Origin of the sequence: Streptomyces sp. NPDC048419 (genome assembly GCF_043200415.1) — a bacterium.
In the GTDB taxonomy this organism is placed as follows: domain Bacteria; phylum Actinomycetota; class Actinomycetes; order Streptomycetales; family Streptomycetaceae; genus Streptomyces.
The window spans coordinates 187,569-206,892 of sequence record NZ_JBICXT010000003.1 but is presented as its reverse complement, the minus strand read 5'-3'; the positions used below and the strand labels follow the sequence as shown (position 1 = coordinate 206,892).

Annotated in this window: 15 protein-coding genes and 1 tRNA gene; 7 read left to right on the top strand and 9 right to left on the bottom strand. The window is 72.2% G+C overall.

The features are described from left to right. Positions 1-30: 30 nt before the first annotated feature. On the bottom strand, positions 31-717 hold the full coding sequence (locus ACGFYN_RS08655; RefSeq protein WP_393865047.1) for a histidine phosphatase family protein: 687 nt from the start codon (positions 715-717) through the stop codon (positions 31-33). A gap of 62 nt (positions 718-779) precedes the next feature. Between ACGFYN_RS08655 and corA the strand changes: the two genes are divergently transcribed. After that, the gene (gene corA, locus ACGFYN_RS08650) at positions 780-1,778 is read left to right on the top strand and encodes a magnesium/cobalt transporter CorA (protein WP_393865046.1); all 999 of its coding nucleotides are present in this window, start codon (positions 780-782) and stop codon (positions 1,776-1,778) included. Positions 1,779-1,809: 31 nt separating this feature from the next. On the opposite strand, the gene ACGFYN_RS08645 is transcribed toward corA, so the two are convergent. Both ACGFYN_RS08645 and ACGFYN_RS08640 read right to left on the bottom strand, forming a co-directional pair. Then, complete coding sequence (locus ACGFYN_RS08645) at positions 1,810-2,598, bottom strand: ferritin-like domain-containing protein (protein WP_393865045.1); 789 nt, start codon at positions 2,596-2,598, stop codon at positions 1,810-1,812. Between the two features lie 256 nt (positions 2,599-2,854). Beyond that, entirely contained in the window at positions 2,855-3,910 is a 1,056-nt protein-coding gene (locus ACGFYN_RS08640; protein ID WP_393865044.1) for an LLM class F420-dependent oxidoreductase, read from the bottom strand. A gap of 112 nt (positions 3,911-4,022) precedes the next feature. On the opposite strand from ACGFYN_RS08640, the gene ACGFYN_RS08635 reads away from it, so the two are divergent. Together ACGFYN_RS08635 and ACGFYN_RS08630 are read left to right on the top strand one after the other, a co-directional pair. Further along, positions 4,023-5,009, top strand: a complete 987-nt coding sequence (locus ACGFYN_RS08635) for an aldo/keto reductase (RefSeq protein ID WP_393865043.1) — start codon at positions 4,023-4,025, stop codon at positions 5,007-5,009. Then, on the top strand, positions 5,006-7,189 hold the full coding sequence (locus ACGFYN_RS08630) for a helix-hairpin-helix domain-containing protein (protein ID WP_393865042.1): 2,184 nt from the start codon (positions 5,006-5,008) through the stop codon (positions 7,187-7,189). The genes ACGFYN_RS08635 and ACGFYN_RS08630 overlap by 4 nt, the downstream gene beginning before the upstream one ends. Before the next feature lie 84 nt (positions 7,190-7,273). Here ACGFYN_RS08630 and ACGFYN_RS08625 read toward each other — a convergent pair whose 3' ends face one another. Then, a complete protein-coding gene (locus tag ACGFYN_RS08625; RefSeq protein ID WP_393865041.1) occupies positions 7,274-7,993 on the bottom strand; it encodes a hypothetical protein in 720 nt (239 codons plus the stop codon). Between the two features lie 47 nt (positions 7,994-8,040). Here ACGFYN_RS08625 and ACGFYN_RS08620 point away from each other — a divergent pair, with 47 nt between their 5' ends. Further along, complete coding sequence (locus tag ACGFYN_RS08620; protein WP_005485166.1) at positions 8,041-8,229, top strand: DUF5703 family protein; 189 nt, start codon at positions 8,041-8,043, stop codon at positions 8,227-8,229. Between the two features lie 113 nt (positions 8,230-8,342). On the opposite strand, the gene ACGFYN_RS08615 is transcribed toward ACGFYN_RS08620, so the two are convergent. From ACGFYN_RS08615 to ACGFYN_RS08605, 3 genes are all read right to left on the bottom strand, one after another. Then, complete coding sequence (locus tag ACGFYN_RS08615; RefSeq protein WP_393865040.1) at positions 8,343-9,128, bottom strand: chaplin family protein; 786 nt, start codon at positions 9,126-9,128, stop codon at positions 8,343-8,345. Positions 9,129-9,278: 150 nt separating this feature from the next. Then, entirely contained in the window at positions 9,279-9,512 is a 234-nt protein-coding gene (gene chpH / locus ACGFYN_RS08610) for a chaplin ChpH (protein WP_393865039.1), read from the bottom strand. A 139-nt stretch (positions 9,513-9,651) separates the two neighbouring features. Next, a complete protein-coding gene (locus ACGFYN_RS08605) occupies positions 9,652-10,977 on the bottom strand; it encodes a M20/M25/M40 family metallo-hydrolase (protein ID WP_393865038.1) in 1,326 nt (441 codons plus the stop codon). Positions 10,978-11,165: 188 nt separating this feature from the next. Here ACGFYN_RS08605 and ACGFYN_RS08600 point away from each other — a divergent pair. The 3 genes from ACGFYN_RS08600 (at position 11,166) to ACGFYN_RS08590 (ending at position 16,846) form a co-directional block, all read left to right on the top strand. Further along, positions 11,166-11,250: transfer RNA gene (locus ACGFYN_RS08600), tRNA-Leu, on the top strand. A 269-nt stretch (positions 11,251-11,519) separates the two neighbouring features. After that, the gene (locus ACGFYN_RS08595; RefSeq protein WP_393865037.1) at positions 11,520-15,398 is read left to right on the top strand and encodes a Pls/PosA family non-ribosomal peptide synthetase; all 3,879 of its coding nucleotides are present in this window, start codon (positions 11,520-11,522) and stop codon (positions 15,396-15,398) included. Between the two features lie 77 nt (positions 15,399-15,475). Beyond that, entirely contained in the window at positions 15,476-16,846 is a 1,371-nt protein-coding gene (locus ACGFYN_RS08590; RefSeq protein WP_393865036.1) for a M1 family metallopeptidase, read from the top strand. Positions 16,847-16,877: 31 nt separating this feature from the next. On the opposite strand, the gene ACGFYN_RS08585 is transcribed toward ACGFYN_RS08590, so the two are convergent. Beyond that, positions 16,878-17,765, bottom strand: a complete 888-nt coding sequence (locus ACGFYN_RS08585; protein WP_393865035.1) for a peptidoglycan-binding protein — start codon at positions 17,763-17,765, stop codon at positions 16,878-16,880. Further along, the gene (locus tag ACGFYN_RS08580) at positions 17,765-19,315 is read right to left on the bottom strand and encodes a DUF6519 domain-containing protein (protein WP_393865034.1); all 1,551 of its coding nucleotides are present in this window, start codon (positions 19,313-19,315) and stop codon (positions 17,765-17,767) included. The genes ACGFYN_RS08585 and ACGFYN_RS08580 overlap by 1 nt, the downstream gene beginning before the upstream one ends. Positions 19,316-19,324 lie beyond the last annotated feature (9 nt).

Genomic DNA, 19,324 nt, shown 5'->3' with positions numbered 1-19,324 from the left:
GCGACCGCTTCACCCTACTGCGCCCGACGATCACGGTGCGCCCGCACCGCCCCCGACCGGGGCGTCGCCGGCCGGGGGTTCCTCGCGCGGCACCAGGGACGTGAAATCGCCGGTGTCACCGAGGCGGACGAGGAACGGCCTCAGTCGTGTGTAACGAATCGCGGTGATGGAACACGGTTCAACGGAAATCCTCTGGAAGAGGTCGAGATGAAGTCCAAGTGCGTCCGCCACGAGCGACTTGATGATGTCGCCGTGCGAACACATCAGGTAGACGGCGTCGGCGCCGTGGTCGCGCTCCACGCGCGCGTTCCACTCGCGTACGGCCTCGGCGGCACGGGTCTGCATCGCGCGCATCGACTCGCCGCCCGGGAACGCGGCGGCCGACGGGTGTGCCTGCACGACCTGCATCAGCGGCTCGTCCCCGAGCTCGGCGAGCTTGCGGCCGGTCCAGTCGCCGTAGTGCGCCTCCCCGATCCGTTCCTCGGTGTGGACGGTCAGCTCCGGACGGGCCTCGAGGAGCGGCCGGAGGGTCTCCTGGCAGCGCTGCAGCGGGCTGCCGACCACCTCGGAGATCGGCAGCTCGGCGAGCCGGCCGGGCAGTGCGGCGGCCTGGGCTGCGCCGCGTTCGTCGAGGGCGACACCGGGCGTCCAGCCCGCGAGCACCCCCTCGGTGTTGGCGGTGGAACGTCCGTGCCGGACCAGGATCAGCGTGGGCATGCGGCCAAGCGTAGGCGCACGCCCGGGTGCATCCACGGGCGGACGGCGGGAGAATACGCTCCGTGATCGTCGACTGCGCCATCTACCGCGACGGGCGTCGGACGGAGGGGCCCGAGGACTTCTCCGACGCCCTCGACATGTGCCGCCGCGGCGGTGACGCCTTCGTCTGGATCGGCCTCTACGAGCCGACCGAGAAGGAGTTCGACAAGGTCACGCAGGAGTTCGCACTGCACCCGCTGGCCGTCGAGGACGCCCTGAACGCGCACCAGCGCCCCAAGCTCGAGGTGTACGACGACTCGCTGTTCGTGGTCCTCAAGCCGGTCGGCTACGAGGCCAAGAGCGACATCGTGACCTCCGGCGAGGTCATGGTCTTCCTCGGCGACTCGTTCGTGGTGACCGTTCGCCACGGCGAGGAGTCGCCCCTGGCGGACGTACGGCACCGGCTGGAGGAGGAGCCCGACATGCTCCGGCACGGCCCCACGGCGGTGCTGTACGCGATCTCGGACGCCGTCGTCGACCACTACGTCGTGGTGGCGGACGAGCTGGGCACCGACCTGGAGGAGCTGGAGGCGGAGGTGTTCTCGCCGACCGGCGGCGGCTCCCGGCACACGGCGTCCCGGATATACGCCTTCAAGCGGCAGGTGCTGGAGTTCCGCCGGGCCACCGGCCCGCTGGCCCAGCCGCTGACCCGGCTCGCGGGAAACGGTCTGTTCGGCGTGAAGGTGCCCTTCGTGCACGAGAAGGCACGGCCGTTCTTCCGGGACGTCAGCGACCATCTCACGCGCGTGAACGAGGCGGTGGAGGGGCTGGACCGGCTGGTCTCGGACGTGCTCTCCGCGCATCTCGCGCAGATGAGCGTCCGGCAGAACGACGACATGCGGAAGATCTCCGCGTGGGCGGCCATGGCGGCGGTGCCCACGATGATCGCGGGGATCTACGGAATGAACTTCGACCACATGCCGGAGCTGCACTGGACGGTGTCGTATCCGGCGGTGATCCTGCTGATGGCCGTGCTGGAGGTGCTGCTGTACCGGCTGCTCAAGCGCCGGGGCTGGTTGTGAGGCGTACGGCCGCGGGGAGGCCCCGGGGACGTCAGGCGAACTCGGGTGCGGTCGTCGCGGGTCCGCCGAGCGCGTCGCGCCGCTCCGGCATCCTCAGGCTGACCATGCGCCGCCAGCCCGCGGTCCGCTCGTACCCGTAGACGGTCTTGATGCCCGCGCCGAGGAAGGCCGACTTCGCGCCGGACCAGCCGAGAACGCGGCCCATGTGCTCCATGACGGCGATGCTGACGTCGCGGTAGACGCGGATCTCGGCGAGCGCGCACTCCCGCAGCGTCCGCTGGATCGCCCGGCCGTGCCCGGCGTGCGCGAGGCGGAGCAACTCCTCGTGGCAGTAGGCCAGATGGTTGTCCTCGTCGTTCGAGATCATCTTCACCGCGCGGCCGATGTCGGGGTGGTCGGAGAAGTGCCTGCGCAGCAGTTCCATCTGCTCGGAGGCTCGCTGCTCGGTGACCCGGCTGTGGGCGAGGTAGACGACGATGTCCTGCACGGTGAGGGGCTCCTCGCCCTTCAGCTTCTCGTGGGCCAGGCCGATGCCGTGCTTCTCCAGGAGCATCGTGTAGTCGGTCTCGGGCGGTACCGGGACGGGTTCGAGCCCGCGCTTCTTGATCAGCGCGTTGAAGATCCGCCCGTGCTTGTCCTCGTCGGCGCCGTGCCGGGTGATCTTGGGAGCCAGTCCGCGTTCGCTCTCCGGTACGAGCGCGGCGATACGGGTGTTCTCCCAGCCGCCCTGGGACTCCCCGCTGGCCGCGATCGAGCAGAACAGGGCAAAGGACTCGTCGTTGTCGAGGATCTCCTGGAACAGGCTCTTCGCCGAAAGCATCGTGGGCACCTCTCTGCAGGCCGCGCGGAATTCCGCCGGGTTCCGCGAAGAACGAGTCAAATGCGGCTCGGGAGGTGCTGCAACAGCTGTGTCGGACAACTCCGCCAAAAGGAGGACCCGCGAGGTCGCACCGATGCGTAACCACCGGGGCCCGGGCGCGTTGTTCACGGTGACGGCCGTGGCGGGGAAGACCCCCGAGCCCCCACCACGGCCGCAGAAAACTTCCTCGCCCAACGTTCCCGTTCACCGCCCGGCGTCACGCCAGTCCGGCACGCTCCAGGGCCTCGGTGCCGGCGCGGAGCGACGCGAGCCGCTCCTCGAGCGTGAAGCCCGCCGGGTTCAGGCTCAGGGTGGTGACACCGGCCGCGGCGTACTCCTTCATCCGGTCCGCGATGCGGTCCACGGAGCCGAGCAGCGTCGTCTGGTCGATCAGGTCGTGCGGGACGGCGGCCGCGGCGCCCTGCTTGTCGCCGGAAAGGTACTTCTCCTGGACCTCGGCGGCCGCGGCCTCGAAGCCCATGCGCTGGGCGAGCTGGTTGTAGAAGTTCTGCTTGGCGCTGCCCATGCCGCCGACGTACAGAGCCGTGTAGGGGCGGAAGGCGTCGGCGAGCGTGGCCACGTCCTTGTCCTCGCCGACGGCCAGCGGCAGCGTCGGGTGGACGTCGAAGCCCTCCATCGTCTTTCCGGCCTTCTCGCGCCCGGCCCGCAGGTACTTGATCGTGGTCTCCTCCAGGTGCGCGGCGGAGGGGAAGATCAGCAGGGCGCCCTCGGCGATCTCACCGGTCTGCTCGAGGTTCTTCGGGCCGATCGCGGCGATGTAGAGCGGGATGTGCTCACGCTGCGGGTGCACGGTCAGCTTGATCGGCTTGCCCGGGCCGCCGGGCAGCGGCAGCGTCCAGTGCTCACCCTCGTACGTCAGCCGCTCGCGGCTCATCGCCTTGCGGACGATCTCCACGTACTCACGCGTGCGTGCCAGCGGCTTGTCGAACTTGACGCCGTACCAGCCCTCGGAGACCTGCGGTCCGGAGACACCGAGGCCGAGGCGGAAGCGGCCGCCGGAGAGCGAGTCCAGCGTGGCGGCGGTCATCGCGGTCATCGCGGGCTGGCGGGCCGGGATCTGGAAGATGGCCGAGCCGATGTGGATGCGCTCGGTCTGGGCGGCGACCCAGCTGAGCACGGTGGCCGCGTCCGACCCGTACGCCTCCGCGGCCCAGCACACGGCGTACCCGAGCCGGTCCGCCTCCTTGGCGACCGCGAGGTTGTCCGCGTCCATTCCGGCACCCCAGTAGCCGAGGTTGATCCCGAGCTGCATGCCGCATCCCCTTACCGATCAGTAACGTGCCTGTTCGGCAGACCCTAGCGTGTGGAAACTGGTTGTCCACAGGCCCCCACACCATAGGTTCTGGCCAGTAATCTCGGCGTTCATGGAGCAGAGGCATCTCGGCCGTACCGGTCTTCGCGTGTCCCGCATCGGACTCGGCACCCTCACCTGGGGCAGGGACACCGACGAGCACGACGCCGCGGACCTCTTGAAGTCGTTCTGGCAAGCGGGCGGGACCCTCGTCGACACGGCGGACGTGTACGGCGACGGGGAGGCCGAGTACCTGCTCGGACGCCTCATAGAAGGACTGGTCCCGCGCCGCGACCTGGTGATCTCGACGAAGGCCGGCAGCGTGCCCGACCCGGACCGCCGCGTCGACGGCTCGCGCGGCCACCTGCTCTCCGCGCTGGACGCCTCGCTCGCCCGCCTCGGCACGGACTACGTCGACGTCTGGCACATCCACGCCTACGACCCCTGCACCCCGCTCGACGAGACGCTCCACGCCCTCGACCTGGCGGTCGGCAGTGGTCGCGCGCGCTATGCCGGCGTCTCCAACTTCTGCGGCTGGCAGCTCGCGAAGGCGGCGACGTGGCAGCTCGCGGCTCCCGGCACCCGGACCCGGCTCGCGAGTTCGCAGATGGAGTACTCGCTGCTGCAGCGCGGCGTGGAGCGCGAGGTGCTGCCCGCCGCGCTGGACCTGGGCATCGGCCTGCTGCCGTCCTCGCCGCTGGGCCGCGGGGTCCTGACGGGCAAGTACCGGGGCGAGGCCACGCCGCCCGACTCGCGCGGTGCCTCGGAGCATCTGGCGCCGTTCGTCGCGCCGTACCTCGACGACACGGCGAGCCGCATCGTGGACGCCGTGCAGACCGCTGCGGACGGACTGGCGGTGACGCCCCTTCAGGTCGCCCTCGCCTGGATCCGCGACCGGCCCGGCGTGACCGCGCCGATCATCGGTCCGCGCAACGCGCAGCAGCTCACGGCGGCATTGTCAGTGGAGGCCCTTAGTCTTCCTGACGAGATCTGCCGGGCTCTCGACGATGTGTCGGCGCCCGTGCACCGCTATCCCGATCACGACTGGAGCACGCTGTGAGCACGGACCCCGAGACCACGGAGAACGCCGAGCCGGGGACGCCGGGCGCGGCTGCGGAGGACGAGGCACAGGAGTCGGACGCCACCACGGAGGCGGCGGCCGAGGGCGGAGCGCCGGCGGCCGAGGGCGACGGCGCGGGCAAGAGCGAAGAATCCGAGGCCGAGGCCGAGTTGGCGGCGCAGCGGGTCGAGCGGGACCGGATCGAGCGGCGCAAGGCCGAGAAGGCGGGCCCCCTCGACAGCGGCGCGAAGCTCAGCGGGAAGGCCGCCGATCTGCTCGCCGCGGTGCGGGCCGTGGAGAGCGGCCAGAAGCCCGTCGCCACCGCCTTCGAGGACTCCGAACCCGCTCCTCGCCGCCCCGCCCCCGAGCCGGTACGGCGTCCGCAGCCCACGCAGGCGGTCGCGCCGGCCGCCGGTCCCGCGCCGGAGACGGTCGGCGCGGTGGGGCGCGTCCTCGCCGACGGTGGCGCCCCGGACACCCTCGCCGCACGGGCCGCCGCCGCGCTCGGTGAGGACGCGGACGAGCAACTGCGCGCGGATCCCTGGCTACTGCTGCGGGTCGGCGGGGTGCGGCCCGAGCAGGCCGACGGCTTCGCACGGGCGCTGCTCGGCGCGGACGGCCGGCCGGACGACGAGCGGCGGGGCCGGGCGCTGACGGGCTGGCTGCTCGAGCAGGCGGCGCTCGCCGGGCACACGGCCCTGGAGATGCCCGCGCTCACCGCGGCGCTGGCGCAGCGGGACGTGCCCGACACCGAGGCGGCCGTGCAGAGCGCCGTCACGGAGGGCGAGGCGCTGGTCTTCCAGGACGCCCTCGACCCGACCGCACCGGAGCCGCAGGCGGGCGAGGACGGCGAGGAGGCCGAGGAGCGTCCGGTCCGGATCCTGATCGGCCTGGAGCGGTACGCCCTCGCGGAGGAGAGCCTTGCCGACGGCCTGGCCCGGCTCATCAACTCGGTCCCCAAGCAGGACGGTTCGGCCGAGGACTGGGAGCAGGCCGCCGCAGAGGCACCGGGTTCCACCGCAGAACTCCTGCGCGCGGTCGCCGACCACGGCCTGGTGCTGCACACCGGCGGCGAGGCCTCCCTGGCCGAACCGGCGGCCCTGCTGCGGACGGCTGCCGGCCTGGGCCAGCGCGCCTGGGCGGCCACGCACACCCCCGGCGGCCGCGACCGGTTCGCGGCGCTGCGGGCCGGGCAGGGGGACGAGGGCCGCGAGCCGGCTGCCGGGTCCGTCGTCACCGTCGCCGGTCTGCTCTCCGGTGCCGAGGGCCCCGGGCGGGCAGCCGACGGTGCGCTCGACCTCGACCTCCTGGTCGTGCTCGACGCCCCCCAGCTGGACGTCGAGACGGGCGCCCTGCTGATCGAGTCGCTCCCGGACGGCGCCCGGCTGGTGCTGGCCGGTGACCCGGCGGTGCTGTGGTCGGCCGGGCCCGGGCGGGTGTTCGCCGATCTGCTGGGGGCGGGGATCTGTCCGCGCATCGCCTCCCGGATGCCGGACCCGGGCCCCTTGGGCGAGCTGGTCTCGGGCGTCGGCATCGGTGAACTGCAGCAGGTCGAGGCTCCCGGCAAGGAGGTCGTCATCGTCCCCGTGCGGGACGCGGGCGAGGCCGTGCACCGGACCGTGCAGCTCGTCGCGGACTCGGTGCCGCGGGCGATCGGCGTCACGTCCGAGCAGACCGTGGTGATCACTCCGGGCCATGGCGGCGCGGCGGGGACGCGAGCCCTCAACGCGGCGCTGAAGGAACGCCTCAACCCCGGCCCCGGCCGCTTCGGCGGCTTCGACCCCGGCGACCGGATCGCCTACTCCCCCGCGCCGGGGCGTACGGTGCCGGGCACCGTCGTGAAGGCCGACACCGACGGGCTGCACCTGTCGTGCGCGGGCACCCCCGTCGTCGTGGCGAAGGAGCGGGTGGAGCAGTCCGTGCGGCACGGGTGGGCGCTCACCGCGCACCAGGCGGTGGGCGACCGCTGGCCCGCGGCGGTCGTGGTGCTGCCCGGGGACGCGGCGCAGGCCCTGAGCCGCCCGTGGGTCTACACGGCGTTCGGCAGGGCGGACCGTCACCTGTCCGTGGTCCACGGTGTGGAACAGGCGCTTCCGCGGGCCGTGGCCGAGGTCGTGGCCAAGCCGCGCACCACCCGCCTCCCGCTGCTGCTGGCGACCCAGGCACCGGCCGCCGGCTGACGCTCACACCGGACGGCGACGGCGGCGGTCCCCCGGTCTCCCCCGGGAACCGCCGCCGTCCGGCCGCGATGTCGGTGCGCGGTGTCAGCGCTCCGCGTCGAGCGGCTCCAGGTCCTCCTCGCCGTCCAGGTCCGCGTCGAGGTCGTCCTCGAGATCCTCGTCGTCCACGTCCTCGAGGCCCACGTCGTCGAGGTCGTCGTCGAAGACCGCGCTGACGTCGAAGCGGCAGACCACCCGCTGCGGGTCGATCTGCTCGAACGGCGCCTCCAGCCACTCGCCGGGCTCGGCCGGTTCGTCCGTGGCCGTCACCCAGAGCGTGGAGTCGCCCTCCTCCAGCCCGAACTCCTTGTGCCGCGAGGCGATCTCGTCCGGTTCGAACTCGCCGAAAAGGATGCCGAGCGCCCCGTGCACCGTCGCCGAGGCCTCCGCGCCGGAGCCCCGGGAGTCGTCGGAGTCCGCCGCCTCCACCCGCTGTGCCTGCGCCAGCAGCCGCTGCGGCTCGACCACAGCGTAGTCGCGGCGGATGAGCACACTCAGTGCGTTCGGCTCCTCGGGACCCGTGTAGGGCGGCAGCGCGTCCTCCGCACCGGGGATCTCGAAGGGCGTGACCTCGTCGTAGCGGTCGTAGAGCAGCTCGTCGTAGCTCTCGGCGGCCGCGGCGAGCTCGTTGAACGCCTCGTAGACGGCCGGGTCGTCCTCCCCGGACCTGCGTTCGACCGCGGCCAGGTGGCGGTCGAGCGCGGTCTTGACCGCCTCGGCGGCGGCTCGTACCTCGGCAGCGGTGGGCTGCGCAGCATCAGACATAGTGCAGACGCTATCCGTACCGGGCCCCAGCCCGCACAATAGATGCGATGCCGGAATACGAATTTGTCGACGTGTACGTACCGCGCGGGGTCTCCCGCAAGGACGCCACACGCCTGCTGACGGACCATGCCGAGTACGGACACTGGGAGTTGGACCGTCTGAGCCTGCTGCGCGACGGCAGCCGCAGAGTGCGGTTGCGCCGGCGGATCATCCGCCAGGTGCGCGCCACGTGGTGAGCTGAGACCCAGGACGCGACGACGAAACGGAGCGGGCCCCGCATGCACGGGGCCCGCTCCGTTCTGCGCACCGTGGGGGAAGTTCGCGGTGCTTCATCTGCGCTTGCGCCGGTTCACGCCGAAGCGCGCGCCTTGCGGTACATGACAGCGCCGGCCAGCAGAGCCCCGGCGCCCACCGGGAGCACGACGCCGATCGGCAGGTCGCTGCCCGTGTGCGCGAGCTGCGCGCCGCCCTTGGGCTGGGTGACCGTCTGCGTGCCCGGGAGGTTGACCTGCGTGGAGCCTCCCGGCGCAGAGGTGCCCGGCGTGGAGCCGCCCGGCGTGGAGCCGCCGGTCTGGGGCGGGGTGCTCGGGGTGCCCGGGTGCGAGGGATGGCCCGGGTGGCCTGGGTGACACGGGTGACCGGGGTGGCCAGGACTGCCCGGGTGACCCGGGTGGCCGGGAGGCGTCTTGTGCCCACCGCCCGAACCGCCGTTGAAGCAGTCGTTGTCCTTGGCGGCGTTGCCGACGCCGACGACGTTCACGCCGTTCCCACAGACGTTCACCGGCACGTCGATCGGCACCTGGACGTGGTTGCCCGAGCCCACGCCGGGTGAGTCACTGGTGTGCCCGCGGGCGTGGGAGCCGCCGTGCGACCCGGAGGAGCCGCTGCCTCCGCCCTCGTTGGCGCAGGAGTTGCCCATGGCCGGGTTGAGGATCCCCACGACGTCCACCGTGTTGCCGCAGACGTTCACCGGCACGTGCACCGGGACCTGCACGGTGTTGCCGGACAGGATGCCCGGCGAGTTGGAACTGGAGCCGCTCGCGCCCGAGTCGGCGTGGGCGTAGCCGCCCGCTGCGGCGAGCACGCCGGTCGCGGCCGCCACGGTCATCAGGCCCTTGCGGGTGACCTGTCGCATTGCTGAATTCTCCCTGCCTTCGATCCTGACCTGGAATCTCGCGCATCCGCGAAATCGTTCGAAGAAATCCAGAACAACGGCCGGTCGGCTCCGGAGCGCATGGCACGCGCTCCGGAGCCGACGGCGTGAGCGATCCTCAGCGGATCGACGTCACTTGTTGATGCAGGTGTTGCCGAAGGCGGGGTTCAGCAGCCCGATCACGGAGACCGTGTTGCCGCAGACGTTCACCGGGATGTGCACCGGAACCTGAACGACGTTGCCGGACACGATGCCCGGGGAGTGCACCGCGGCACCCTGAGCACCCGAATCGGCGACGGCCAGGCCCGCACCCGCGAGAACCAGACCACCAGTGGCAGCCGCAGCAGCGACGACCTTCTTGATCATTACTTCCTCCTTGTTGGCAAAAGCGATCTCGTGTCGCTGATCGCATTACCTGTAACGAGGAGGGAGTGATGGAGCTACGAGCTGATCGTCGCATTCACTCTTCTCGGTCCGGCTCCGTACGCGCTGCCGATTACGAAGGTCACGACGCGTCGATGAACCGGTCGAGCACGCGCACGCCGAACTGGAGGCCGTCGACCGGCACCCGCTCGTCGACACCGTGGAACATGCCCGCGAAGTCCAGCTCCGGGGGCAGCTTGAGCGGCGCGAAGCCGAAGCCGCGGATGCCCAGGTCGTCGAAGGACTTAGCGTCCGTGCCACCGGAGAGCATGTACGGGATCGCCTTGGCGGCCGGGTCCTCGGCCACCAGCGCGGACTGCATGGCCTCCACCAGCGCCCCGTCGAAGGTCGTCTCGACGGCCTTGTCGGCGTGCACGTCCTCGCGCCTGACCTTGGGCCCGAGGATGCGGTCGAGATCGGTGAGGAACTCCTCCTCGAAGCCGGGCAGGAAGCGCCCGTCGACATGGGCCGTGGCCTCGCCAGGGATGACGTTGACCTTGTAGCCCGCGCCGAGCTGGGTCGGGTTGGCGGTGTTGCTCAGGGTCGCGCCGATGAGCTTGGCGATGCCGCCGAGCCTGGCCAGCGTCGACTCCATGTCCTCCGCGTCCAGCTCGGTGCCGAGCGCGTCTCCGAGTTCGTCGAGGAAGGCCCGGGTCGTCTTGGTCACGCGGACCGGGAACTTGTGCCGGCCCAGGCGCGCGACCGCCTCCGACAGCTCGGTGATCGCGTTGTCCCGGTGGATCATCGACCCGTGCCCGGCGGTGCCGGCCACGGTCAGCTTCATCCAGTGCATGCCCTTCTCGGCCGTCTGGATCAGATAGAGCCGCCGCTGCTCGCTGACCGTGAAGGAGAAGCCGCCCACCTCGCTGATCGCCTCGGTGACGCCCTCGAAGAGGCCGCGGTGCTTGTCGACCAGGTGCTTGGCGCCGAACGTGCCGCCCGCCTCCTCGTCGGCGAGGAAGGCGAGGACGATGTCGCGCGGGGGCCTGCGGCCGCTGCGCAGCCGGTCGCGCACGACCGCCAGGGTCATGGCGTCCATGTCCTTCATGTCGACGGCACCGCGTCCCCACACGCAACCGTCGGCGACCTCGCCGGAGAAGGGGTGGTGGGTCCAGTCGTCGGCGTTGGCCGGGACGACGTCGAGGTGCCCGTGGATGAGGAGCGCGGGCCGCGAGGGGTCCTCGCCCTCGATGCGGGCCACCGTGGAGGCCCGGCCCGGGTGCGACTCGAAGATCTCCGGTTCGAGACCCACCTCGGCGAGCTTCCCGGCGACGTACTCGGCCGCCTTGCGCTCACCCGGACCCGAGTGGTCGCCGTAGTTGCTGGTGTCGATCTGGATCAGCTCGCGGCAGAGGTCCACGACCTCGTCCTCGCCGGAGACGCCCCTGGCCGTGTCCGTCTCGCTCACGCTGCTTCCTCCCGCTGTCACTGCTGGTGGTTCCCCTCATCCTCCCTCTCCGGCCGGCCGGTCCCCAAGAGCGGACCCCGCCCGTCACACGCCGTTCACGCCGGACAGGGGGTGACCAGGGGCCCCTTCAAAGCCTGGTAGTGTTTCCCTCGTCGCCGCGGGCACTCCTCGCGCACGACAGACACCTTGTCCGGGTGGCGGAATGGCAGACGCGCTAGCTTGAGGTGCTAGTGCCCTTTATCGGGCGTGGGGGTTCAAGTCCCCCCTCGGACACATCAGAAGTGAGGCCGTGACCCCCTGGGGTCACGGCCTCACTCGTCGTGTGGGGCATCTCTCCTTCCTCGGAAGATGACCAGGTCAGCGCCCTCTTCAGGCCTCCACGCGCCCCTGATCGGCCCGCTCGAGTGGCCGATTCACGGGGGCGAACCTAGCGTTCGTACTAAAATTTCCGGCTTGTTACGGAGCTGGAGTCGGACAACCCCAGGCACACCTGCGGGCCCGCCAGCGCCCCGGAGGCTTCCGGGATCGAGACGCGAGGACCGATGGCAGCCATAGACGAGAGCAGCGCTCTCGGCCTGCTCGGCGATGAGCTCAGCGCTGAGATCCACGAGGAGATCGACCGGCAGTTCGGCGACATCGCCCGCTTTTCGGGAGGTCAGGCGGCCTCTCCGCGCACCCTCGTCGACATCTTCGACGCCTCCGTTCGCTCCTGCCCGGACGAGCTGGCCCTCGACGACGGCACGACGCGCCTCACCTACCGCGCGCTGGCCACCGAGGTGGAGCAGCTGCGCCGGCGGCTCGCCGCGGCCGGGGTCGGTCTCGGCGACCGCGTGGGCGTCCGGGTCCCCTCCGGCACCAACGACCTCTACGTGGCCGTCCTGGCGGTCCTCGCCGCGGGCGCGGCGTACGTCCCCGTGGACGCCGAGGACCCCGACGAGCGGGCCGAGCTGGTGTTCGGGGAGGCCGGGGTGCGGGCCGTGGTCGGGGCCGGTCACGAGCTGACCGTGCACGGGCGCAGCGACGTGCCCGCCGCGCGGCCCGGTGGTGAGCACGACGCGTGGATCATCTTCACGTCAGGCTCCACCGGCAGGCCCAAGGGCGTCGCCGTCAGCCACCGCAGCGCCGCCGCGTTCGTGGACGCCGAGGCCGCGCTGTTCCTCACCGACGACCCCATCGGCCCCGGCGACCGGGTCATGGCCGGGCTGTCCGTCGCCTTCGACGCCTCCTGCGAGGAGATGTGGCTGGCCTGGCGGTACGGCGCCTGTCTGGTGCCCGTGCCGCGGTCGCAGGTGCGCAGCGGGGCCGACCTCGGGCCCTGGCTCGTCGAGCAGGAGATCACCGTGGTGTCCACGGTCCCGACGCTCGCCTCGCTCTGGGAGTCCGAGACCCTCAACGACGTACGTCTGCTGATCTTCGGCGGCGAGGCCTGCCCGCCGGAGCTGGTGCAGCGGCTGGTGACCGAGGGGCGCGAGGTCTGGAACACGTACGGGCCGACCGAGGCGACCGTCGTGGCCTGCGCCTCGCTGATGTCCGGCGAGGAGCCGGTGCGGATCGGGCTGCCGCTGGACGGCTACGAGCTGGCCGTCGTCGACGAGGCCGGCGAGCCCGTGCCGATGGGCGGCAGCGGGCAGCTGGTGATCGGCGGGGTCGGGCTCGCCCGGTACCTCGACGCCGAGAAGGACGCGGAGAAGTACGCGCCGCTGCAGTCCCTGGGCTGGGAGCGGGCGTACCGCAGCGGTGACCTGGTCAAGGCCGAGCCGGAGGGTCTCGTCTTCCTCGGGCGGGCCGACGAGCAGATCAAGCTCGGCGGGCGCCGGATCGAACTCGGCGAGGTGGACACCGCGCTGCAGGCGCTGCCCGGCGTCGCGGGCGCCGCGGCGGCCGTGCGCACCGCGCGCAGCGGCAACCAGCTCCTCGTCGGCTACGTCGTCACCCAGGACGGCTGGGACCACGCGGCCGCGGTGGAGAAGCTGCGCGCCGAACTGCCCGCCGCGCTCGTGCCGTTGCTGGCCCCGGTCGGCGACCTGCCGACGCGGACCAGCGGCAAGGTCGACCGCAACGCGCTGCCCTGGCCCCTGGAGGGCCTGGAGACCGGCGGGCCCGCCGAGCAGCTCTACGGCACCGAGGCGTGGCTGGCCGAGCAGTGGACGGAAGTCCTCGGCATCCCCGTCACCGGCGCCCGTGACGACTTCTTCGCGATCGGCGGCGGCAGCCTGGCCGCCGCCCAGCTGACCACGAGGCTGCGCACCCGCTACCCGAGCGCGGCAGTCCTCGACATCTACCAGCAGCCCACCCTGCGCAAGCTGGCCCGCCGGCTCGAGGCGTCGGTGACGGACGACAGCGCCCGGCGCACCGTCGCCCCGGTGCCGGCCCGTGCCAAGGTGATCCAGCTCCTGCTGCTGGTCCCCCTGTTCACCCTGCTCGGCCTGCGCTGGACGATCGCGCTCGCCGCGGCCGGGAATCTGCTGCCGGCCTACTCGTGGCTGCCGACGGCCCCCTGGTGGCTGCTGACGGCCGGTGCCGCCGTGCTCTTCACCCCGCCCGGGCGGCTCGCGATCGCGGCGGGCGGTGCGCGGCTGCTGCTGCGCGGCGTCGAGCCCGGCCGGTACCCGCGCGGCGGCGCCGTGCATCTGCGGCTGTGGACGGCCGAGCGGCTGGCCGAGTTCAGCGGGGCGACCTCGCTGACCGGCTCCTGGCTGGAGCGGTACGCGCGGGCGCTGGGTGCCAAGATCGGCCAGGACGTCGACCTGCACTCACTGCCCCCCGTCACCGGTCTGCTCAAGCTGGGCCGGGGCGCGGCCGTGGAGTCCGAGGTCGACCTGTCCGGGCACTGGCTGGACGGCGACCGGCTGGAGATCGGGGCGGTCAAGGTCGGCGCGCACGCCACCGTCGGCACCCGCAGCATGCTCTTCCCGGGCGCCCGCGTGGGCAAGCGCGCCGAGGTGGCGCCGGGTTCGGCGGTCACCGGGCAGATCCCGACCGGCCAGCGCTGGGCCGGCGCACCCGCGGTCAAGCTCGGCAAGGCCAAGCGCCACTGGCCCAAGGAACGCCCGCAGCGGGGCACGTACTGGCGTGTGATGTACGGCCTGACTGGCCTCGCGCTCTCCGCGCTGCCGCTGCTGGCGGGCGGGGCCGCGTTCCTCGTGGCGCGGGCGCTCGTCGACCCGGCCGCGCCGGTGCGGGGTGCCGCGCTCGCCCTGGTCCCGGCGACGCTGGCCTTCGGGGCGGCGTACGCGCTGCTGATCCTGGTCTCCGTACGGCTGCTGAGCCTGGGCCTGCGCGAGGGCACGTATCCGACGCACAGCCGGACCGGCTGGCAGGCCTGGACCGTCACCCAGCTGATGGACCGCTCCCGCGAGACGCTGTTCCCGCTGTACGCCGGGCTGGTCACGCCGGTGTGGCTGCGGCTGCTCGGGATGCGCATCGGGCGCGGTGCCGAGATCTCCACGGTGCTCGCGCTGCCGAGTCTGACGACGGTCGGCGAGGGCGCGTTCCTGGCCGACGACACGCTGACCGCGCCGTACGAGCTCGGCCGTGGCTGGATGCGGATCGGGCGCGCGGAGATCGGGCGGCGGGCGTTCCTCGGGAACTCCGGGATGACGGCGCCGGGCCGCAGCGTGCCGGACGGCGGTCTGGTCGGGGTGCTGTCGGCGACCCCGAAGAAGGCGAAGAAGGGCAGCTCCTACCTCGGGCTGCCGCCGGTGAAGCTGCCGCGCAGCGCCGAGTCCGGCGACCACAGCCGGACCTACGACCCGCCGGCCCGGCTGCTGCTGGCCCGCGCCCTGGTGGAGCTGTGCCGGCTCGTGCCGGTGTTCTGTTCGGCGGCGCTCGCCGGCGCGACGCTGGCGCTGCTGTGCCTGCTCGGGCCGTGGGCCCCGCTGCTGTCCGGCCTGGTGCTGCTGGCGGCCGGCGGTGCGGCGGCCCTCGTCTCGATCGTCGCGAAGTGGCTGCTCGTCGGGCGGCACCGCACCGGTGAGCACCCGCTGTGGAGCGGCTTCGTGTGGCGCAACGAGCTGGCGGACACTTTCGTCGAGGTGGTGGCCGTGCCGTGGCTGGCGGCCATGGTGCCGGGGACGCCGCTGATGACGGGCTGGCTGCGCGGCCTGGGTGCCAGGATCGGCAAGGGCGTGTGGGTGGAGAGCTACTGGTTGCCGGAGACCGATCTGGTGACCCTTGAGAACGCGGCGACCGTGAACCGCGGCTGCGTCCTGCAGACCCACCTCTTCCACGACCGGATCTTGCGGACGGATACTGTGGTTCTCCGTGAGGGCGCCACGCTGGGCCCTGGCGGGATCGTGCTGCCCGGCAGCACGGTCGGGGCCCGCACCACCCTGGGTCCCGCGTCGCTCGTCATGGCAGCGGAGTCCGTCCCGGACGACACCCGCTGGCTGGGCAACCCGATCGAGGCATGGCGTCCCTGAGCGCGGGTCACTCGGAGCCGGTGAGCGGGGCATCGGCGAGGGCGAGTGGCGATACGGCGCAGGGAGCAGAAGCGGCAGTGGCAGTTCAGCAGCAGGCGGGTTCGGACCCGTACTTCCCGGACCACGGTGACGCCCGGTACCGGGTGCACCGCTACGAACTCACGCTGGACTACCGCCCGGGCCCGAACCGGCTGGCCGGGACCGCCCGGGTCAACGCCATAGCGGGCCGGTCGCCACTGTCCGAGTTCTTCCTCAACCTCTCCGACTTCAAGGTCGGCCGGGTCCGGGTCGACGGGCGGCAGCCGCACTACACGCACCGCGGCGGGAAGCTGCGGGTCCGGCCCGCCAAGCCCGTGCGGGCCGGGGCCGCCTTCACCGTCGAGGTGCAGTGGTCCGGCAACCCCAAGCCGGTGAACAGCCCGTGGGGCGGGCTCGGCTGGGAGGAGCTGGAGGACGGGGCGCTGGTGGCGAGCCAGCCGATCGGGGCGCCGTCCTGGTACCCGTGCAACGACCGGCCCGCCGACAAGGCCGCCTACCAGATCTCGATCACCACGCCGTCCTCGTACGCGGTGGTGGCGGGCGGCCGGCTGCTGACCCGTACGACGCGCGCGTCCACGACGACCTGGGTGTACGAGCAGCCGGCGCCGACGTCGAGCTATCTGGTGGGCCTCGTGATCGGCAAGTACCAGACGGTGCTGCTGGGCGATCCGGGGCCGGGCGGGGTGCCGCAGCACGGGCACATCCCGGCGCATCTGCTGCCGCAGTTCTCCCGGGACTTCGCGCGGCAGCCGCAGATGATGGACCTGTTCCAGGAGCTCTTCGGGCCCTACCCGTTCGGCGAGTACGCCGTGGCGGTGACCGAGGAGGAGCTCGACGTCCCCGTCGAGGCACAGGGGTTGTCGCTGTTCGGCGCCAACCACGTGGACGGCGCGCGGGGTTCGGAGCGGCTGGTGGCGCACGAGCTGGCGCACCAGTGGTTCGGCAACAGCGTGTCCATCGCGGACTGGCGGCAGATCTGGCTGAACGAGGGGTTCGCCAAGTACGCCGAGTGGCTGTGGTCGGAGCGGTCCGGCGGCCGCAGCGCGCAGCAACTGGCCGCCGTCGCACACCGGTTGCTGTCCGCACGGCCGCAGGACCTGCGGCTGTCCGATCCGGGCCGCAAGTCGATGTTCGACGACCGGCTCTACGAGCGCGGCGGGCTGACCGTGCACGCGGTGCGCTGCGCGATGGGCGACGACGCGTTCTTCCGCATGCTGCGGGGCTGGGCGGTGCTGCACCGGGACGGGGCCGTGACGACCAAGACCTTCACGGCCCACGCCAACCGGTTCGCGGACGAGCCGCTGGACAGCCTCTTCGAGGCCTGGGTGTACGGCGCGGAGCTGCCGCCGCTGCCCACGCAGATCCCGGCGCGTCCCTCGCACCCGCCCACCAACGCCGAGTCGGCGTAGGCGGGCGGGCGGCCGTCCCTGGGCAGGGCTCTCAGCTCGCGGGCACCTTCAGCTTGTCCCAGCTGACCTTGCCCGGGATGCCGTCGGCGTCCTTGCCCTTGAAGCCGAGCTTGTGCTGCCAGGCCTGGTAGGACTTGCGGTCGGCGTCGGTCCACTCGGGGCCGGGGCCCGACTCGTAGTGGTCGCAGCCCTCGGCGACCAGGCGCTTGCCCATCTCGGTGACGAGCGGGGACTTCTGCCCGTCGTGGAAGAAACCGCCGCCGGGGAAGGGCGCGTACCGGGGCTTGGACGGCGGCTTCGGGTCGCCCGTCCCGCCTCCGCCTCCCTTGCCGGCCAGCCGTTCGGCGATGCGCTTGCGCATCCCGTCCATCGTGAAGCCGCGCGGGTCCTGCTTGCCCGGCTGCCACTCCTTGTGGCCGATGACCGACCGCTCGCTCCAGCCGTAGTGCCGGCAGATCGCCGCGGAGACCTTCTCGATGGCCTCCTTCTGCGCCTCGGGCCAAGGGTCCTTGCCGTCACCGAGGTTGATGCACTCGAAGCCGTAGAAGTGCCGGTTGCCGTCGGTGTCGGCCTCGTTGTCGTGCGGCAGCTTCGACTCGTTCACGACGGCGCGCAGGACGTCGCTGTCGCCCAGACCGGCATGGTTGGCACGGCCGTTGCCGACGAGGTGGATTTCGCCCTTCTTGTCGATGACGCCGTGGCACAGCGGGCCGGGCAGCCCGGAGTAGCCGTTGTAACAGATGTTGACGGAGTTCTCGGTGCCCGAGGTGACGGTGTGATGGATCATCACGCCGTTCACCGGGCCCCAGGGTCCCTTCGTATTGCGGTTGTGGGTGCGCCAGTTGCGCACCTCATGGACCGTCAGGCCCTCCGCCCGCAGGATCTCCATCAGCTTGGACGCGCTCATGGGCGTGGCCATCAGTTGTCTCCTTCCGCGGTTGCCTCCGCCTCCGCCGTGGTCTGCGACCTCCCGTGGGACGGGTCCTCCGCCGCACTCTCCTCACGCCGCGCCTGCTCCTCCGCCGCGAGGGCCGCCTTGTCCGCGGCGGGGATGCTGCTGGCCAGCGGGCCGAAGGCGAGCCGCAGGTCGACGGCGCTCTCCTCGCCCTTGACCAGGGCCAGCGGGGCGAAGTGGCGGGCGATGCCGGCGGGGCCCTGGAGCAGCGGGCGGCGGGCCGGGTCGGCCGGCCATTCGACGCTGCCCGTGGCGGTGCGGGCGGGGATCAGCCAGTGGTCGCCGGTGCGGTAGCCGCCGCCCTTGGCGAAGTACACCGCGACACCGTCCTCCAGGGGCAGCCACTCCCCCTCCGTGACGGGGACGGCGCCGGCCTTGAGGCCTGCCGTACGGCCCTTGCGCCTCGGCCCCTCGTGGTGGTCCCAGCGGCGCAGGAACGGGTTGAGTCCGGGCAGCCGCCCCACCCCGGGGTCGGGCTCGGCGGAGAGCCGGACGCGGCGGCCGGGCAGGTCGAGCTCCTCGACCCGCAGCAGGGGCAGGGCCTCCAGCCGGGAGGAGTACGCCGTGTCCGTGAACTCGACGTGGTCACCGACGTCCAGGTCCAGCTTGCCGTCGTTCCCGAGAGACGCCAACTGCACCCAGGTGCCGTCGAGTTCGTCGACCGGGAAGACGACGGAGCCGTTCTCCCGCGACCACTTGAAGGTGGCGTCCTCGGCCTCGCCGGCGGCGTGCACCTCCACCCGGTAGAGCTGGTTCTCCGGTCCGCGGTAGCGGGCGTCCGGCCTGACCAGGCAGGGGTCCTCGTCGGCGTGGTCGGGCCGCTCGCTGCGGGCGGCCAGCCGGGCCGAGGACAGCGCCTGGCGCTGCGCCCACTTCTCGAAGGCGGCGCGGACCACCTCCTTCGACGGATCGGCGTCCTCGATCGCCAGCTCGCTCAGGGAGAGCGGCAGCACCTGCCAGACCACCTTGACGCGGGCCGCCGTGTCCGGCATCGCCGCGCCGAGGGCGACCTCGCGCAGCGCCGGGTCCTCGGCCGAGTTCACCGAGCGCTCCCACACGTTCAGGTAGACCAGGAACGGCGATTGGGCGGGGGAAGGCAGCCGGTCGCCGGGCTTCTCCGGATCGCGGAAGGCGTCGGGCTGGTCCCAGTAGGTCCAGTACGACGGCGGCGCCGGGGTGTCCGGCGCCGCGTCGGCGTCCTCGTCCGGCACGGGCGTGCCCGGCGCCGGACGGCCCGCGTCGACGAGGATGCCGTCGACGTAGTAGCGCCCTCCGTGGACGTGGAGCGTGTCGATGTCGTGCTTGCCGCCGACGTACTCGATGCGGAAGCCCGCCGCGTCGCGCGGCCCGCCGTGGCGGCCGATCAGGTCGGCGGCGAGGGTGCGGGCCCGGTGCAGCTGGATCGCGGTCTGCTCGTTGGCGTCGGCGTCGAGCTGGACCCGGCCCTGCTGGGCGACGACCGCGGAGTAGTGCCGCTCCGGCCGGAAGGTGAGACGGGAGAGATCAGCGTGCATGAAGGGGGT

Excerpts from the sequence above, each read along its gene's own strand:
- ACGFYN_RS08655 (WP_393865047.1), bottom strand. The coding sequence starts at position 717 with ATGCCCACGCTGATCCTGGTCCGGCACGGACGTTCCACCGCCAACACC.
- ACGFYN_RS08645 (WP_393865045.1), bottom strand. The coding sequence starts at position 2,598 with ATGCTTTCGGCGAAGAGCCTGTTCCAGGAGATCCTCGACAACGACGAG.
- ACGFYN_RS08640 (WP_393865044.1), bottom strand. The coding sequence starts at position 3,910 with ATGCAGCTCGGGATCAACCTCGGCTACTGGGGTGCCGGAATGGACGCG.
- ACGFYN_RS08635 (WP_393865043.1), top strand. The coding sequence starts at position 4,023 with ATGGAGCAGAGGCATCTCGGCCGTACCGGTCTTCGCGTGTCCCGCATC.
- ACGFYN_RS08625 (WP_393865041.1), bottom strand. The coding sequence starts at position 7,993 with ATGTCTGATGCTGCGCAGCCCACCGCTGCCGAGGTACGAGCCGCCGCC.
- ACGFYN_RS08620 (WP_005485166.1), top strand. The coding sequence starts at position 8,041 with ATGCCGGAATACGAATTTGTCGACGTGTACGTACCGCGCGGGGTCTCC.
- ACGFYN_RS08615 (WP_393865040.1), bottom strand. The coding sequence starts at position 9,128 with ATGCGACAGGTCACCCGCAAGGGCCTGATGACCGTGGCGGCCGCGACC.
- chpH (WP_393865039.1), bottom strand. The coding sequence starts at position 9,512 with ATGATCAAGAAGGTCGTCGCTGCTGCGGCTGCCACTGGTGGTCTGGTT.
- ACGFYN_RS08595 (WP_393865037.1), top strand. The coding sequence starts at position 11,520 with ATGGCAGCCATAGACGAGAGCAGCGCTCTCGGCCTGCTCGGCGATGAG.
- ACGFYN_RS08585 (WP_393865035.1), bottom strand. The coding sequence starts at position 17,765 with ATGGCCACGCCCATGAGCGCGTCCAAGCTGATGGAGATCCTGCGGGCG.
- ACGFYN_RS08580 (WP_393865034.1), bottom strand. The coding sequence starts at position 19,315 with ATGCACGCTGATCTCTCCCGTCTCACCTTCCGGCCGGAGCGGCACTAC.